This is a genomic window from Streptomyces sp. Tu 3180 (assembly GCF_009852415.1).
In the GTDB taxonomy this organism is placed as follows: domain Bacteria; phylum Actinomycetota; class Actinomycetes; order Streptomycetales; family Streptomycetaceae; genus Streptomyces.
On the sequence record NZ_WOXS01000002.1, the window covers coordinates 4,171,193 to 4,187,935 of the forward strand.

Genomic DNA, 16,743 nt, shown 5'->3' on the forward strand with positions numbered 1-16,743 from the left:
TCCTCGAAGAACAGGTGATGTCGGTTGTGCGGTGAAGAAGGAACACGGGGGTGCGGGGACGGCCCTGGCCCCGCACCGGACGGCCCTGCGGGTCAGTGGGAGACGGCGGTCCGCTGCTCGGCGGGGACCGAGCCGGCGCGCACGGTGTCAGTGGCCTTGTCGCGGCGCTCGAGGGCGGCCGAGACGAAGGCCAGCACCAGGGCACCGGCGGCGAGGACGGCGCCGACCCAGTTGGGCGCGGTGTAGCCGAGGCCCGCGGCGATCACGAGGCCGCCGAGCCAGGCGGACAGCGCGTTGCCGAGGTTGAAGGCGCCGATGTTCACGGCCGAGGCCAGGGTGGGGGCGCCGTGCGCCTGGTCGAGAACGCGCTTCTGCAGCGGCGGGACCGTGGCGAAGCCCAGGGCACCGATCAGGGCGATGGTGACGGCCGCGACGATCTTGTTGTGCGCGGTCAGGGTGAAGAGCGCGAGGACGACGGCGAGAGCGCCCAGCGACACGTACAGCATCGGCATCAGGGCACGGTCGGCGTACCTGCCGCCGATGAGGTTGCCGCCGACCATGCCGAGGCCGAAGAGGACCAGCAGCCAGGTGACGGAGCCGTCGGCGAAGCCGGCGACGTGGGTCATCATCGGCGCGATGTAGGTGATGGCCGCGAAGACGCCGCCGAAGCCGAGGACGGTCATCGCCATGGCGAGCAGGACCTGGACGTTCTTGAAGGCGGCCAGCTCGTGACGCAGCCGCACCCCCTCGGGCTTGGGCATGTCGGGGACGAGCTTGGCGATGCCGACGAGGCCGACGAGGCCGAGAGCGGCGACGATGCCGAAGGTGACGCGCCAGCCGATGGACTGGCCGACGAGCGTGCCCAGCGGGACGCCGACGACATTGGCGACGGTCAGCCCGGTGAACATCATGGCGATGGCTCCGGCCTTCTTGTCCGGGGCGACCAGATCGGCCGCGACCACCGAGCCGATGCCGAAGAAGGCACCGTGGGCCAGCGAGGCGACCACCCGTCCGATCAGCATGACGCCGAAGACCGGGGCCAGCGCCGAGAGGAGGTTTCCCGCGATGAACAGCCCCATGAGCAGCATCAGCATGCGCTTGCGGGAGACCTTGGTACCGACTGCGGTCATCAGCGGCGCGCCGAACACGACGCCCAGCGCGTAGCCGGTCACCAGGTAGCCGGCCGTGGGGATGGAGACACCGAAGTCACCCGCGACCTCGGGCAGCAAACCCATGATCACGAATTCTGTGGTTCCGATCCCGAAGGCCCCGATCGCGAGGGCCAGAAGCGCGAGAGGCATGAGGGAGTGACCTTCCAAAGAGTTGCAGGAGCGCTTTACGCGTCACGACAATAATTGCAGGCGCGGGATATTTGCAAGCGCCGTATATTGCGGCGTTGCTCTACCCTGGTGTCAGCAGCTCCTGGACGGAGGAAACGCCCATGACCGCCACGGACCCCGCGCTCACCGCCCTCGCCCAGGGCTGGTGCGCCCTCTCCCTGCTGCACGGGAGGATCGAGGCCCACATCGAGCGCGCCCTTCAGGCCCGGCACGATCTGAGCGTGCGGGAGTACTCCCTGCTCGACGTGCTGAGCCGGCAGCACGACGGCGACGGGGGCCATCTGCAGATGAAGCAGGTCGCCGACGCGGTCGTGCTCAGCCAGAGCGCCACCACCCGGCTGGTCACGCGGCTCGAGGACCGCGGCCTGCTGGAGCGCTACCTGTGCCCCACCGACCGGCGCGGCATCTACACCAACGTGACGGAGGCCGGCCTCGAACTCCTGGAGGAGGCCCGGCCGACCAATGACACCGCCCTGCGCGAGGCCCTCGACGAGGCGGCGAAGGACCCGGAACTGGCCCCGCTGGTACGGGCGGTGGAGACACTGAAGGCGCCGGTGCCGGCCTGAGTCCTGTCCGGCGGATCATGCCGGACAGGAATCGGCGGTCGTGCCGGAATCGGGATCGCCCGTCCCGGCCGGACCTGCGTAGGGTGCCGGCATGGGAGATCTCGAGATACGTGCCGCCCTGGCCGCCGACGTTCCCGCGATCGTCGGCATGCTCGCGGACGATCCCTTGGGGGCGCAGCGCGAGTCGCCGGACGACCTCGGCCCGTACCTGTCCGCGTGGGAGCGGCTCGACGCCGACCCGAACCAGAACCTGGTCGTCGCCGTCCGCGGAGACCGTGTCGTCGGCACGCTCCAGCTCACGATCGTTCCCGGACTGTCCCGCCGCGGTGCCACCAGGTCGATCATCGAGGGGGTCCGCATCCACGCCGACGAGCGCGGCAGTGGTCTGGGGACCCGGCTCGTCGAGTGGGCGATCGACACCTCCCGCCGCCACGGTTGTCACCTGGTCCAGCTGACTTCCGACCGCACTCGCGCCGATGCCCACCGCTTCTACGAGCGGCTCGGCTTCACGGCCTCGCATGTGGGCTTCAAGCTGCAGCTGTGACAGATGCGCAGGGGTCCTGTTTCACGTGGAACAGGACCCCCTCACAGGCTCCCGGACGGCCGTGCTCTATCCGATCCCCCGCCACCCGTCCGGATCCACTCCACCCGGAACGGGAGCCCCTTCGTCGTACGGCCGGCGCGTGAACACGAACGAACCGAGGTCGAGGTGGCTCACCGATCCGTCCGGCCGCCGTACGGGCCTGAGGAGTTCTCCGGCGTAGTAGCCCTCCAGCCCTGTCCAGGTACCGTCACCGTTCGAGCGGAAGCGCGAGCGCCGGCCGGTGCCGGACAGCGGCTCCAGCGAAATTCCGTCGGCCGACCACCGCAGCGCGAAGGCCTGGGTCCCCCAGTACCACTGCCCCACCAGCTCCAGTACCGCCGGTTCGGACTTCGGCAGCGGCCGCCAGGGAGCGGGGATGCGCGGTTCCGACTCCGCGACGATCCGGACGAGATCCGCGGCGACCGTGAACGGCGACGGGCCCGAGGTGCAGTTGGCCAGAACCACCGCGGCGACGTCGTCCGCCACGCTGATCACCAGGCAGGCGAGAAAGCCCGGCAGTGATCCGGTGTGCCCGACGAGAGTCCGCCCTTCCTGATGACGGATCTCCATGCCCAGGCAGTACGCGTAGCCGCTCGCCACGTCCACCGTCCCGGCCGGGGCCGCCGGGGTCCTCATCTCCCGCAACGACTCGGCGCTCAGCACCCTTTCGTCGCCGTTGGCCAGGAAGGCCGCGAAACGCGCCAAGTCGTCGGTGGTGGACCACAGTTGCCCGGCGGGCGCCATCCTCCCGAGATCCTCCGTGGGCTCGGGCAGCATCACGTCGGCCCACGGATGCACCGCCCAGCCGCCCGCGTGCGGCGCCTCGGGGCGCACACCCGTGCGGCGCAGGCCCAGGGGTTCGAGCACTTCGCGCTGGAGCACTTCCTCCCACGGGGCGCCACGCAGTTTCTCCACCAGCGCGCCGAGCAACGCGTATCCGGGGTTCGAGTAGTGGAACCGCCGCCCCACGGGGTGCACGAGGGGCCGCTCACCCAGCACGTCGGCGAGGTCGGGCCGCAGGGTGCCGGGCGTCCGCTCCCACCAGGGCCCGGGCGTCTCGGCGGCCAGCCCACCGCTGTGTGCGAGCAGTTCGGCGACGGTCGCCTCGCCCACGCCCGTACCCGGCAGGTGCTTCTCCAGAGGATCTCCGAGGTCGAGCATCCCCGCGTCGCGGAGCCGGAGAACCAGGACAGCGGTGAAGGTCTTGGTGATCGAGCCGATCCGGTACTGGACGTTCCCGTCCGGGGCGTGCCCCTCCACCGATGTCCGTGCCCCCGTCCACACGGTCTCCCCGCCCCGCACCACGGCCGCGACGAGCGACGGCGCTCGCCCTTCCGCCTGGGCGACGGCGATCCGGTGCAGCAGCGCGCGACGCGTCCCTGGCAGCAGTTCTTCCCGAGGTGTCGTCATGCCCTCAGTCCACCAGGAAAACGATCAGGTCTGCGCCATGTCCACGAAGCGCGAGTAGTGGCCCTGGAAGGCGACCGTGATCGTCGCGGTCGGACCGTTTCGGTGCTTGGCCACGATGAGGTCGGCCTCACCCGCGCGCGGGGACTCCTTCTCGTAGGCGTCCTCGCGGTGCAGCAGGATGACCATGTCGGCGTCCTGCTCGATGGAGCCGGACTCACGCAGGTCGGAGACCATCGGCTTCTTGTCGGTGCGCTGCTCGGGGCCGCGGTTGAGCTGGGAGAGCGCGATGACCGGGATCTCCAGTTCCTTGGCGAGCAGCTTGAGGTTACGGGACATGTCCGAGACCTCCTGCTGACGGCTCTCGGCGCGTTTGGAGCCACCGGACTGCATCAGCTGGAGGTAGTCGATGACGACCAGCTTCAGGTCGTTGCGCTGCTTCAGACGGCGGCACTTGGCGCGGATCTCCATCATCGACAGGTTCGGGGAGTCGTCGATGTAGAGCGGTGCCGCCGAGACGTCCGGCATCCGGCGCGCCAGGCGCGTCCAGTCCTCGTCGGTCATCGTGCCGGACCTCATGTGGTGCAGGGCGACCCTGGCCTCGGCGGACAGCAGGCGCATCGCGATCTCGTTGCGCCCCATCTCGAGCGAGAAGATGACGCTCGGCAGGTTGTGCTTGATCGACGCGGCCCGCGCGAAGTCCAGGGCGAGCGTCGACTTGCCCATCGCGGGACGCGCGGCGATGACGATCATCTGCCCCGGGTGCAGGCCGTTGGTCAGCGAGTCGAAGTCGGTGAACCCGGTCGGCACACCGGTCATCTCACCGCTGCGCGATCCGATCGCCTCGATCTCGTCGAGCGCGCCCTCCATGATGTCGCCGAGCGGCAGGTAGTCCTCGCTGGTGCGCTGCTCGGTGACCGCGTAGATCTCGGCCTGCGCCCGGTTGACGATCTCGTCGACGTCGTCGTCGGCCGCGTATCCCATCTGCGTGATGCGCGTACCGGCCTCGACCAGGCGGCGCAGCACGGCGCGCTCGTGCACGATCTCCGCGTAGTACGCCGCGTTGGCCGCCGTGGGGACCGTCTGGACGAGGGTGTGCAGATACGAGGCCCCGCCGACCTTGTTGATCTCGCCGCGCTTGGTCAGTTCCGAGGCGATCGTGATGGGGTCGGCCGGCTCGCCCTTGGCGTAGACGTCGAGGATGGCCGTGTAGATGGTCTCGTGGGCCGGCTTGTAGAAGTCGTGGCCCTTGAGGATCTCGACGACGTCGGCGATGGCGTCCTTGGACAGCAGCATGCCGCCCAGGACGGACTGCTCGGCCTCGAGGTCCTGCGGAGGCACCCGCTCGAACGCGGGGCCCGAGCCGTCCCACACGCCGTTGTCCCGGCCGCGGTCGTGCTGCTCGTCGCGGCCGCGGCCACCGTCGTCGCGCCGGCGGGAGGCGGGCAGACGATCACTGGGACCGCTGCCGACCCACGGATCGTCCAAGGGCTCGGAAATGCTCACCGAGCCACCTCCTCCCGTCCGCCGAGCGGACCTCGCCGTGCCCCTCTGTTCTACGGCACGGCACTGACAGATAAGAGGCCCAACTCCGGTTGTTCCGCGCCGGTTTTGTGGCGTTTGTGAAGCCGGCGGACGGAGCGAGCGCCGGACCACCGTAGGCCCGTAGGCAGCGTCAGCCAATCTGGTTATCCACAGGCCGTGTGGACGACCGCCCCAATGCTGTGGAGAACTCCGTCAAACCTGTGCACGACCCGGTGGACAGCGCTGTGAACAAGCCCGCAAGACAGCCGACAGCACCACTGTGACCTGCACTTTTGCCGTCCACGGCCTGTGCAGAAGAAAAACTTCCCCAGTCGGATCAAGATCCCTTCAAGTGATGTACGCAAGCCCACACACCACGTCATCAAGTAAGGGGTACAGAAGCTTTGCATCTCTTACCTGTGGACGATTAGATTGGTGCACATGACACAGGCCCCCGCGCGTCCCCGAGCCGCCCGACGGCAGCACGACAGAGAGATCGTCATGCTGGCCGTGCCGGCCTTCGGCGCCCTCGTCGCCGAGCCGCTCTTCGTCATGGCCGACAGCGCCATCGTCGGTCATCTCGGCACCGCGCAGCTCGCCGGTCTCGGCGTCGCCTCGGCCCTGCTGATGACCGCCGTCAGTGTCTTCGTCTTCCTCGCTTACGCCACCACGGCCGCCGTCGCCCGGCGCGTCGGGGCGGGCGACCTCCAGGCAGCGATCCGCCAGGGTATGGACGGCATCTGGCTGGCCCTGCTGCTGGGCGCCGCCGTCGTCGCCGTCACCCTGCCCACGGCACCGGCTCTGGTGGACCTCTTCGGTGCCTCGGACACGGCGGCGCCCTATGCGACCACGTATCTGCGGATCTCCGCGCTCGGCATACCGGCCATGCTGGTCGTGCTCGCGGCGACCGGCGTCCTGCGCGGACTCCAGGACACCAGGACACCGCTCTACGTCGCCATCGCCGGATTCATCGCCAACGGCCTGCTGAACGTCGGACTGGTCTACGGCGCGGATCTCGGCATCGCGGGCTCTGCCTGGGGCACCGTCATCGCCCAGTGCGGCATGGCCGCGGTCTATCTGGCGGTGGTGCTGCGCGGTGCCCGCAAGCACGGAGCCTCACTGCGGCCGGACGCCGCCGGGATCAGGGCCTCCGCCCAGGCCGGCGTGCCCCTGCTGGTGCGCACCCTCTCGCTCAGGGCCATCCTGATGATCGCGACGGCTGTCGCTGCCCGCCTCGGTGACTCCGACATCGCGGCGCACCAGATCATCCTCTCCCTGTGGAGCCTGCTCGCCTTCGCCCTGGACGCCATCGCCATCGCCGGCCAGGCCATCATCGGGCGCTATCTGGGAGCCGGTGACACCCAGGGTGCGCGTCAGGCATGCCGCCGCATGGTGGAGTGGGGCATCGCGGTCGGGGTCGTCCTCGGCGTGCTGGTGGTGCTCGCCCGGCCGCTGTTCCTGCCCCTGTTCACCAACGACTCCACCGTCAAGGACGTGGCTCTGCCCGCTCTGTTGCTGGTGGCGCTGTCCCAGCCGATCTGCGGCATCGTCTTCGTCCTGGACGGGGTCCTGATGGGCGCGGGCGACGGGCCGTACCTCGCATGGGCGATGCTGCTGACCCTGGCGGTCTTCGCCCCGGTCGCCCTTCTGGTCCCCGTGCTCGGGGGTGGGCTCACCGCCCTGTGGGCCGCGATGACGCTGATGATGACGGTGCGGATGCTGACCCTGTGGCTCCGCACCCGCTCGGGCCGCTGGATCGTCACGGGCGCGACGCGCTGACCGTTTCACGTGGAACACCGTGTTCGCGTGGCGCATGGACCACTCGTCGGCCACCCGTCGGCCGGTTCGGCCGCCTCTCATGGCCGTGGCACGGCCTTCATGGCCATGGCACGACGACGGGGGCCGCACCCCGAAGGGTGCGGCCCCCGTGCTCACTGCTTCGGTGAGCGCGGCACTCAGGCCGCGACGACCTCGATGCTGACCTTGGCGGCAACCTCGGGGTGCAGACGCACGGACGTCTCGTGGGCGCCCAGCGTCTTGATCGGCGCGCCCAGCTCGATGCGGCGCTTGTCGACCTCGGGACCACCGGCGGCCTTGATCGCGGAGGCGATGTCGGCCGGGGTGACGGAACCGAAGAGACGACCGGCGTCGCCGGAGCGGACGGCCAGACGGACCTTGACCCCCTCGAGCTGGGCCTTCACCTGGTTGGCCTGCTCGATGGTCTGGATCTCGTGGATCTTGCGAGCACGACGGATCTGCTCGACGTCCTTCTCGCCGCCCTTGGTCCAGCGGATCGCGAGCTTGCGCGGGACCAGGTAGTTGCGAGCGTAACCGTCCTTGACGTCGACGACGTCGCCCGCGGCACCGAGGCCGGAGACCTCGTGGGTGAGGATGATCTTCATGAGTCGGTCACCCTTCCCTTATCGCGCGGTGGAGGTGTAGGGCAGCAGCGCCATCTCACGGCTGTTCTTGACGGCCGTGGCGACGTCACGCTGGTGCTGCGTGCAGTTGCCGGTCACGCGGCGGGCACGGATCTTGCCGCGGTCGGAAATGAACTTCCGCAGCATGTTCGTGTCCTTGTAGTCCACGTACGTGACCTTGTCCTTGCAGAATGCGCAGACCTTCTTCTTCGGCTTGCGCACAGGCGGCTTCGCCATGATGTTTCTCCTGTGTGATCAAGAAGTGTGGGTACGGCCCGCCTAGAAGGGGGGCTCGTCCGAGTAGCCGCCGCCGCTGCCGGAGCCGCCGCCCCAGCCGCCGCCACCACCCTGCTGGCCACCGGCGGGAGCGCCGGTCGCCCACGGGTCGTCGGCGGGAGCGCCGCCGCCCTGCTGGCCGCCGCCGGGACCGCCGCCCCAGCCACCGCCACCCTGGCCACCGCCGCTGTAGCCGCCCTGGCCACCGCGGCCGGTGGTCTTGGTGACCTTGGCCGTGGCGTTGCGCAGGCTGGCGCCGACTTCCTCGACGTCCAGCTCGTAGACCGTGCGCTTGACGCCCTCACGGTCCTCGTAGGACCGCTGCTTCAGCCGGCCCTGCACGATGACGCGCATGCCTCGCTGGAGCGACTCGGCGACGTTCTCCGCCGCCTGGCGCCAGACCGAGCAGGTCAGGAACAGGCTCTCGCCGTCCTTCCACTCGTTCGTCTGACGGTCGAAGGTGCGGGGAGTGGACGCGACACGGAACTTCGCGACGGCCGCACCGGACGGGGTGAAGCGCAGCTCGGGGTCATCGACAAGGTTGCCGACGACCGTGATGACGGTCTCGCCTGCCATGGGGGAACCTCTCGGCGGGTTTGCTGCTGGCTGCTTGTGCTGCTACTCGAGTCCCGAGATCGGCTGAGCGGAGGGCTCAGTGGGTCTCGGGGCGGAGGACCTTGGTCCGGAGGACCGACTCGTTCAGGTTCATCTGGCGGTCGAGCTCCTTGACGACCGCAGGCTCGGCCTGCAGGTCGATGACCGAGTAGATGCCCTCGGGCTTCTTCTTGATCTCGTACGAGAGACGACGACGGCCCCAGGTGTCGACCTTCTCGACCTTTCCGCCGCCGTCACGGACGACAGAAAGGAAGTTCTCGATCAGCGGGGAGACAGCACGCTCCTCGAGATCGGGGTCGAGGATGACCATCACCTCGTAGTGACGCATGTGGAACCCACCTCCTTTGGACTCAGCGGCCACGGTCGTTCCGTGGCAGGAGGGTCGTGATGCGTTGCGCAACGATGTCTGTCAGTAAAACAGCCGCCACTGACAATCGAGGTCGGGCGGCGGTGCCGGGCCGGCCGGGACGGACCGTGGTCCTGCCCTGACCCTCGCCTGGCTCTGTCCGGACGGACACCGGTGCGGACGGTACAGAGTACCCGCACAGCTGCTTCCGGTTGAAATCCGGCCGGGGTCCCCGTCAATCTGTACACATCGGGTGTGTATGGCGCTACGATGCGCCGCCTTTCGCAGGAGGTGCCCCTATGGCACAGGCAATGCGACCCAACACCGCCGGAGGCCTCTTCGCCACGGACGGCAAGCCCCATCCGCTCCAGGACGCCCTGCTCGCGGTGACCCTGGTGCTGGGGATCACGTCCTTCATCACGGCGATGTTCCACCATCTGCACCTGCTCAGCTCCTGGACGGGCCTGGTGGGGATCCTCATCGGCGCGTACGGCCAGTGGGTCTCGGAGACCACGCGCGAGCGCTTCGGCCTCATCCTGGGGCTCGGTGCCGCGGCGGTCGGTTTCTTCCTGGGCATGGCGCACGGTGGCCTCTTCGGCGGGCTCTTCGACTGACGTCAGGCAACCACCCCCTTCCGAACACCGTCGAACGCCCCGGCCGGCCGCGGGCCGGGGCGAAGGTGCCGTGCGCCCAACCGGGGCGCTCCCCGGGCGCAGTAGGCTTCGCGCGAGAGCCGGAGCCCCTGAACCCATGGGGACACACCAGCCCGAGGAGCGCCCCGAATGAGCCTGACCCTGAGGACCATCAGTCGAGAGCAGCATCTGGCCTACATCCAGAGCCTGCCGTCGGCGAGTCACATGCAGGTCCCGGCCTGGGCTGACGTCAAGGCGGAATGGCGCTCGGAGAACCTCGGCTGGTTCGACGACCGGACCGGTGAGATGGTCGGCGCCGGTCTCGTCCTCTACCGGCAGCTGCCCAAGATCAAGCGCTACCTCGCCTACCTGCCCGAGGGCCCGGTCATCAACTGGTTCGCGCCGAACCTCCAGGAGTGGATCGAGCCGATGCTCGCCCACCTGAAGCAGCAGGGCGCGTTCTCGGTGAAGATGGGTCCCCCGGTGATCATCCGGCGCTGGGAGGCCTCGACCATCAAGAAGGGCATCCAGGACCAGGACGTGAAGCGTCTGCGCGACCTGGAGGCCGACTTCATCGAGCCCCGCGCCTTCGAGGTCGCCGACAAGCTGCGCCGCATGGGCTGGCAGCAGGGCGAGGACGGCGGCGCCGGCTTCGGCGACGTCCAGCCCCGCTACGTCTACCAGGTGCCGCTGGCGAACCGCTCCCTGGAAGAGGTCCACAAGAACTTCAACCAGCTGTGGCGCCGCAACATCAAGAAGGCCGAGAAGGCCGGCGTCGAGGTCGTCCAGGGCGGCTACGACGACCTGCCCGAGTGGCAGCGGCTGTACGAGATCACCGCCGTGCGCGACCGCTTCCGGCCCCGCCCGCTGTCGTACTTCCAGCGCATGTGGACGGCCCTCAACACCGAGGACCCCAACCGCATGCGGCTGTACTTCGCCAGGCACAACGGCGTGAACCTGTCCGCGGCGACGATGCTGATCGTCGGCGGGCACGTCTGGTACTCCTACGGCGCCTCCGACAACATCGGCCGTGAGGTCCGGCCCTCGAACGCGATGCAGTGGCGGATGCTGCGCGACGCCTACGCGCTCGGCGCCACCGTCTACGATCTCCGCGGCATCTCGGACTCGCTGGACGAGACCGACCACCTCTTCGGTCTGATCCAGTTCAAGGTCGGCACGGGCGGCCAGGCCGCCGAGTACCTCGGCGAGTGGGACTTCCCGCTGAACAAACTGCTCCACAAGGCGCTCGACATCTACATGTCGCGCCGCTGACCCCTGCTGCGTCGCTCCGACGCCCCCGACAGCTCCCCCACCTCTGATACACCGCAGCCACGAGAAAGGTCCCAGGTCCGGCCATGGCGCTCACGCTCTACGTCGACACCGCGCGCTGGCGGGCGCACCACAAGCACGTGCAGGAGCAGTTCCCGGGGCTCGTCCCGGTCTGCAAGGGCAACGGCTACGGCTTCGGCCACGAGCGGCTGGCCGAGGAGGCCACCCGGCTGGGCTCGGACGTCCTCGCCGTCGGCACGACGTACGAGGCCGCCCGGATCAAGGACTGGTTCGGCGGCGACCTGCTGGTGCTGACGCCGTACCGGCGCGGTGAGGAGCCCGTGCCGCTGCCCGACCGGGTCATCCGTTCGGTGTCGTCGATCGACGGCGTGTACGGGCTGGTGGGAGCGCGGGTGGTCATCGAGGTGATGTCCTCGATGAAGCGGCACGGCATCAGCGAGCAGGACCTGCCCCAGCTGCACGCCGCCATAGAGAACGTCCGGCTGGAGGGCTTCGCCATCCACCTGCCGCTGGACCGCACCGACGGCTCGGACGCCGTCGAGGAGGTCATCGGCTGGATGGACCGCCTGCGGGCGGCCCGTCTGCCGCTGCACACGATGTTCGTGAGCCACCTCAAGGCCGACGAACTCGTCCGGCTCCAGCAGCAGTTCCCGCAGACCCGCTTCCGCGCCCGGATCGGCACGCGGCTGTGGCTGGGGGACCACGAGGCCACCGAGTACCGCGGCGCGGTCCTGGACGTCACGCGCGTCGCCAAGGGGGAGCGGTTCGGCTACCGGCAGCAGAAGGCCGCCTCCGACGGCTTCCTGGTGGTCGTGGCGGGCGGTACGTCGCACGGGGTGGGCCTGGAGGCCCCCAAGGCGCTGCACGGCGTCATGCCGCGCGCCAAGGGCGTCGCCCGCGCCGGCCTCGCCACCGTGAACCGGAACCTCTCCCCGTTCGTCTGGGGCGGCAAGCAGCGCTGGTTCGCCGAGCCGCCGCACATGCAGGTGTCGATCCTGTTCGTGCCGGCGGACGCGCCGGAGCCCAAGGTCGGCGAGGAACTCGTGGCCCATCTCCGGCACACCACGACGCAGTTCGACCGCCTCGTCGACCGCTGAGCGGCGCCTGGAGCAGCTGGGGAACCGCCCCCGCGCGGACGGCGAGAAGGCCGTACACGGTCGGACCGTGTACGGCCTTCTCCTTGCTCCGGCGACGGCGCTTCCCGGCCTGTTCGCTCAGAGCGAACCGCTGGTGGCTCCGGTCGTGCCCCACTCGACCTGCGGTCCCTCGAAGTGGACCGTGTGCCGCGCGGGGTGGGCCGCGGGACCGAACACGAACACGTCCTCGGCCCCGTCGAGCACTCCGCCCGAGGGGTCGTCCTCACCCGACCTCCGTACCGGGTCCCGCTCCGGCATCAGGATGTCGCGCACGACCATGGCGCACAGGTACAGCGTCCCCAGCAGGTGCAGGCCGATGGCCCAGTGGTAGCCGTCGGTGGGCAGTCCCTTGTGCGCGTCCCCACTGGTCGTGTACGCGAGGTACATCCAGATGCCCAGGAAGTACGCCACCTCGCAGGCCTGCCAGACCAGGAAGTCCCGCCACTTCGGCCGGGCGAGGGCCGCCAGCGGCACCAGCCACAGGACGTACTGCGGCGAGTAGACCTTGTTGGTGAGGATGAACGCCGCGACGACCAGGAAGGCGAGCTGGGCGAAGCGCGGCCGGCGCGGAGCCGTGAACGTGAGCGCCGCGATGCCCGCGCAGCAGAGCAGCATCAGGAGCATGGCGAGCGTGTTGACGGTGTCGGTGCTGAGCGGGTCGCTCGAGTTCTGGGCCAGGATCAGCCAGAAGGAGCCGAAGTCGACGCCCCGCTCCTGGCTGAACGTGTAGAACTTCGACCAGCCGTCGAAGGCGAAGAGCATGACGGGCGCGTTGACGACGGCCCAGGCGACGACCGCGCCCCCGAGGGCCCTTCCGTACTCCCGCCAGCGGCCCGCGCGCCAGCACAGCACCAGCAACGGACCGAGGAGCAGCACGGGGTAGAGCTTGGCGGCCGTGGCGAGCCCGAGGAGGACGCCGAAGGCGAGGGAGCGCCCCCGCGACCACATCAGCATCGCCGCGGCCGTCAGAGCGACGGCCAGCAGGTCCCAGTTGATGGTCGCGGTCAGCGCGAAGGCCGGCGCCAGCGCCACCAGCAGGGCGTCCCAGGGCCGCCGGCTGTGCGTACGGGTCACGCAGACGGCGATGACGGCCACGCACACCATCAGCATCCCGGCGTTGGCCATCCAGTACCACTGCGCCTGGTCCTGAATGCTGCCGCTGCCCGGCGTGAGCCAGGCGGCCACCTCCATGAACATTCCGGTCAGCACCGGGTACTCGAGGTACTGCATGTCCCCGGGGAGCTCGTCGAAGTACGGCACCAGCCCGTCGGCGAAGCCGCGCCCCTGGTAGAGGTGCGGAATGTCCGAGTAACAGGCGTGCGTGTACTGGGAGCCGGCGCCGAAGAACCAGGCCCCGTCGTAGCAGGGCGCTTTCTGCACCAGGCCGAGGGCGAACATCCCGATCGCGACGAGCGCGATGACCCGGACCGGGGTCCACCAGGACGTTCCGAGCAGGGCATGCCGCCCGAGCGGACCGCCGATCAGCTCACTGCCGGCAGCGGCGACCCGGTCCTCCGCGGTCGGCCGCACCGGCTCGGGCTCGTGGGCGCTCGCTTGCGTCGATTCTCCACTGGGCATGCCGCACATCCTGCCGTACGCGGCTGGGAACACGCCGAGGGCCGCCGTACCCGAGGGGTACGGCGGCCCTTGTTTCACGTGAAACGCCCACGTCGGCCGGCGGGTCGGCTAACCGGCCGGGCCTCCGAAGAGACCACCGCCGTTGTTGTTGCCTCTGCTGTTCCCGGGGTCACCACTTTCCGTGGCTGTCGGTGAGGAGGTCACTCCTCCGTCCGTGCCACCGTCGTCGGCGCCACCCGGACCGGTGCCACCCGAGTTGTTGCCCTCGCCCTCACAGTTGAGGTCGAACGGCCCGCACGTGGGGGTCTCCGAGGGCGTCGGAGTGGTCTCGGTCTCCGAGGGCGTCGGCGACGCCGACGGAGTCTCTTCCTCGGTCTCGGTGACCGAGGGGGTGGGAATCGGTGCCGGATCGTCGTTGACGATCTCCCCGATGGGCTCCGGCGTCGGGAACGCCTCCGGCGCCTGGCCCTTCAGCGCCTTCCCCATGTAGTCCGCGAAGATCTCGGACGGGAACGAGGCACCGTGGATCTTCTCCTGGCCACCCGTTCCGAACATCTCCAGGAACTGCCGGTTCTTGATGCTCTCGTCGTCGGGGTACCGGAACATGCTGATCGCGGTCGACAGCTGCGGGGTGTACCCGACGAACCAGGCGGACTTGTTGCCGTCCGTCGTACCGGTCTTTCCGGCCACCTCGCGGCCGGGAAGCTGGGCGTTGGTACCAGTTCCCTCTTCGACGACGGTCTTCAGGACGTCCGTGACGTTGTCGGCGACCTGAGAGGTGAAGGCCTGCTCGGTCTCGGTCTTGTGGGTGAAGATCGTGCCGTCCTTGCTCGACACCTTCTTCACCGAGAAGGGCTCACGCTGCTTGCCGCTCGCCGCGAACGTGGCGTACGCGCCCGCCATGCGGATCGCGCTGGGGTTGGAGGTGCCGATGGAGAACGAGGGGTAGTCGGTACCGGCGAGGCTGCTCTCCAGGACGCCGGCGTCGACCGCCGCCTCCTTCACCTTGTCCAGGCCGACGTCCATGCCGAGCTGCACGAAGGAGGAGTTCACCGACTCGCGCATCGCCTCACGGAGGTCGATCTTGTAGTCGGGCGGCGTGCCGTACGTCCGGTCGCCGTCATTGACCTGCTCCCACTGCTCGCCCTTCTCGTTCTGCCAGATCGTCCCGTCGTACTCCTTGATCTTGAGCTTGTTCTTGCCGTTGTAGAGGCTCTGCGGAGAGACGATGGTGCGCTCGTCCTGTGCCTGCACCGGATCCAGGTCCGGGTTCCGGACGCCCCACTTCATGGCCGCCGCCAGGACGAACGGCTTGAACGTCGAACCGACCTGGGCACCGGTCGCGTCGGCGTTGTTGGTGAAGTGCTTGGTCGCGTCCACACCGCCGTAGATCGCCTTGATCGCACCGGTGGCGGGATCGACCGAGGCCCCTCCGAACTGGACGTGGGTGTCCGTCTCCGGGCGCTCCTTGGGCTTGATGTTCTCCTTGTAGACCTTCTTGACCGACTTCTCGAGTTCCTGGACCTTCTTCTTGTCGAAGGTCGTGTAGATCGAGTAGCCGCCCTTCTCCAGGTCGTCGGCCGTGATGCCGGTCTCTTCGCTGTTGTTGACGATGTACGCCTTGGCCAGGTCGACGAGGTAACCGATCTGTCCGCTCAGCGCCGTGTTGGACCGGGGGTTCTGCCACTTGGGCAGCTTGGTGTGCTTGGCCCGCTCCTCGGCGCTCAGGTGGCCGTACTCGACCATCTTGTCCAGCGTGTCCTGCATCTGCCGCAGGAGACGCTCCTGGTTCTTCTCGGGAGTGGCGCCGACCGGGTCGATGGACTTCGCACCGGCCGGGTCGTAGTAGGTGGCGCCCTTGAGCACCGCCGACAGGAAGGCGCACTCGCCCGCGTCCAGGTCGAGGGCGTCCTTGTTGAAGTACGCGCGGGAGGCCGCCTGGATCCCGTAGGCCCCGCGGCCGTAGTACGCCGAGTTCAGGTAGCCCTCGAGGATCTTGTCCTTGGGCTCGGTGGCGCCCACCTTGATCGAGACGAAGATCTCCTTGAACTTCCGGGAGACCGTCTGCGACTGGTCCTCCAGCATCGCGTTCTTGACGTACTGCTGGGTGATCGTGGAACCGCCCTGCGTCTCGCCGCCGCGGGCCATGTTGAACACGGCCCGGGCGATGCCCTTGGGGTCGATGCCGCTGTCCTCGTAGAAGGTCTTGTTCTCCTGCGAGATCACGGCATACCGCATTTCCTCGGGGATCTGCGCGAGGCTGATGATCTGGCGGTTGCGCTCACCACCCGTGGCGACCATCTGCGAGCCGTCGGACCAGTAGTAGACGTTGTTCTGCGCCGTGGCCGTCAGGGCGACGTTGGGCACGTCCACCATCGCGTACCCGATACCGGCGACGGCCACGAGGCTGCCGAAGAAGGCGATGCACAACCCGGACACGAGCTTCCAGGACGGCGTCCAGCGTCGCCAGCCGTCCTTGTCGTGGCGGGGATAGTCGATGATCCGCTTCTTGCCGGGAGGCGCCGCGCGGCCCCTGCCGCGTCCGGGCCCGGTGGAGCCGGCACGACGGCCCCCGCCTCTTTGCGCCGCGCGTCGTGCTTCGGCGCGGCTGCCGTACGTGCGCTCCTCACTCCCCGAGTCGCGGGCGCCCGACCCATAGGAATCGGACGGAGACCCGGTGGCGCCTCGCGGTGCCGCGCGGCGGCCGGAGGACGAGCCGGACTGGCCGCGTCGGGCCGCGGCACGTCCGCCTCCCTGCGGCTGCGGCGGTTTGCGACGGTGCTCGCTCATCGAACGACTACTCCTCGGGCAGGCGCATCCTTGCGCGCCTGGAAACGGCGGCTGGTTTCCGGTCCCCCCGAAGTACGGATGCGGTGCTTCCCACATTCACCCGTACTGCACCAGGGACGGGGACGCCCCTCGGGCGTCACTTGGTTCCCGGTGGCGTGCATGGCGCACAGACTACGCACCGCCAAAACCCTCCGAGCACAGAAGTTCACCTCAAATCAGGCAACTTGCCCTCCATGAATC

15 protein-coding genes are annotated in these 16,743 nt (G+C 68.9%); 6 read left to right on the plus strand and 9 right to left on the minus strand.

Going from position 1 to position 16,743, the window contains the following annotated elements:
- Positions 1-92: 92 nt before the first annotated feature.
- Positions 93-1,301, minus strand: a complete 1,209-nt coding sequence (locus GL259_RS19705) for an MFS transporter (protein WP_159534606.1) — start codon at positions 1,299-1,301, stop codon at positions 93-95.
- Between the two features lie 140 nt (positions 1,302-1,441).
- Here GL259_RS19705 and GL259_RS19710 point away from each other — a divergent pair, with 140 nt between their 5' ends.
- Positions 1,442-1,906, plus strand: a complete 465-nt coding sequence (locus tag GL259_RS19710) for a MarR family transcriptional regulator (protein ID WP_159534608.1) — start codon at positions 1,442-1,444, stop codon at positions 1,904-1,906.
- Positions 1,907-1,997: 91 nt separating this feature from the next.
- Positions 1,998-2,450: a GNAT family N-acetyltransferase gene (locus GL259_RS19715; RefSeq protein ID WP_159534610.1), complete on the plus strand. Its 453-nt coding sequence runs from the start codon at positions 1,998-2,000 to the stop codon at positions 2,448-2,450.
- A gap of 66 nt (positions 2,451-2,516) precedes the next feature.
- Here the strand turns inward: GL259_RS19715 and GL259_RS19720 are convergent, their stop codons facing one another.
- Positions 2,517-3,899, minus strand: coding sequence for a serine hydrolase domain-containing protein (locus GL259_RS19720; RefSeq protein WP_159534612.1), 1,383 nt, complete (start codon positions 3,897-3,899; stop codon positions 2,517-2,519).
- Between the two features lie 24 nt (positions 3,900-3,923).
- Positions 3,924-5,402: a replicative DNA helicase gene (gene dnaB, locus GL259_RS19725; RefSeq protein ID WP_159534614.1), complete on the minus strand. Its 1,479-nt coding sequence runs from the start codon at positions 5,400-5,402 to the stop codon at positions 3,924-3,926.
- Between the two features lie 459 nt (positions 5,403-5,861).
- Between dnaB and GL259_RS19730 the strand changes: the two genes are divergently transcribed.
- The gene (locus GL259_RS19730) at positions 5,862-7,199 is read left to right on the plus strand and encodes an MATE family efflux transporter (protein ID WP_159534616.1); all 1,338 of its coding nucleotides are present in this window, start codon (positions 5,862-5,864) and stop codon (positions 7,197-7,199) included.
- 176 nt (positions 7,200-7,375) lie between these two features.
- On the opposite strand, the gene rplI is transcribed toward GL259_RS19730, so the two are convergent.
- From rplI to rpsF, 4 genes are all read right to left on the minus strand, one after another.
- Positions 7,376-7,822, minus strand: coding sequence for a 50S ribosomal protein L9 (gene rplI / locus GL259_RS19735; protein WP_159534618.1), 447 nt, complete (start codon positions 7,820-7,822; stop codon positions 7,376-7,378).
- A gap of 18 nt (positions 7,823-7,840) precedes the next feature.
- The gene (rpsR, locus tag GL259_RS19740; RefSeq protein ID WP_003949403.1) at positions 7,841-8,077 is read right to left on the minus strand and encodes a 30S ribosomal protein S18; all 237 of its coding nucleotides are present in this window, start codon (positions 8,075-8,077) and stop codon (positions 7,841-7,843) included.
- A 42-nt stretch (positions 8,078-8,119) separates the two neighbouring features.
- Entirely contained in the window at positions 8,120-8,692 is a 573-nt protein-coding gene (locus GL259_RS19745; protein ID WP_159534620.1) for a single-stranded DNA-binding protein, read from the minus strand.
- 76 nt (positions 8,693-8,768) lie between these two features.
- Positions 8,769-9,059, minus strand: a complete 291-nt coding sequence (gene rpsF, locus GL259_RS19750) for a 30S ribosomal protein S6 (protein ID WP_004985983.1) — start codon at positions 9,057-9,059, stop codon at positions 8,769-8,771.
- A 317-nt stretch (positions 9,060-9,376) separates the two neighbouring features.
- Here rpsF and GL259_RS19755 point away from each other — a divergent pair, with 317 nt between their 5' ends.
- The 3 genes from GL259_RS19755 (at position 9,377) to GL259_RS19765 (ending at position 12,096) form a co-directional block, all read left to right on the plus strand.
- Positions 9,377-9,691 carry a hypothetical protein gene (locus tag GL259_RS19755; RefSeq protein WP_159534622.1) on the plus strand — a complete coding sequence of 105 codons (315 nt, stop codon included), beginning with the start codon at positions 9,377-9,379 and terminating at the stop codon, positions 9,689-9,691.
- A gap of 168 nt (positions 9,692-9,859) precedes the next feature.
- Positions 9,860-10,981, plus strand: a complete 1,122-nt coding sequence (femX, locus tag GL259_RS19760) for a peptidoglycan bridge formation glycyltransferase FemX (RefSeq protein ID WP_159534624.1) — start codon at positions 9,860-9,862, stop codon at positions 10,979-10,981.
- 83 nt (positions 10,982-11,064) lie between these two features.
- On the plus strand, positions 11,065-12,096 hold the full coding sequence (locus GL259_RS19765) for an alanine racemase (protein ID WP_159534626.1): 1,032 nt from the start codon (positions 11,065-11,067) through the stop codon (positions 12,094-12,096).
- A gap of 117 nt (positions 12,097-12,213) precedes the next feature.
- Here GL259_RS19765 and GL259_RS19770 read toward each other — a convergent pair whose 3' ends face one another.
- A complete protein-coding gene (locus tag GL259_RS19770; RefSeq protein WP_159538786.1) occupies positions 12,214-13,722 on the minus strand; it encodes a glycosyltransferase 87 family protein in 1,509 nt (502 codons plus the stop codon).
- A 99-nt stretch (positions 13,723-13,821) separates the two neighbouring features.
- Entirely contained in the window at positions 13,822-16,503 is a 2,682-nt protein-coding gene (locus tag GL259_RS19775; protein WP_208026496.1) for a transglycosylase domain-containing protein, read from the minus strand.
- Between the last annotated feature and the right edge of the window lie 240 nt (positions 16,504-16,743).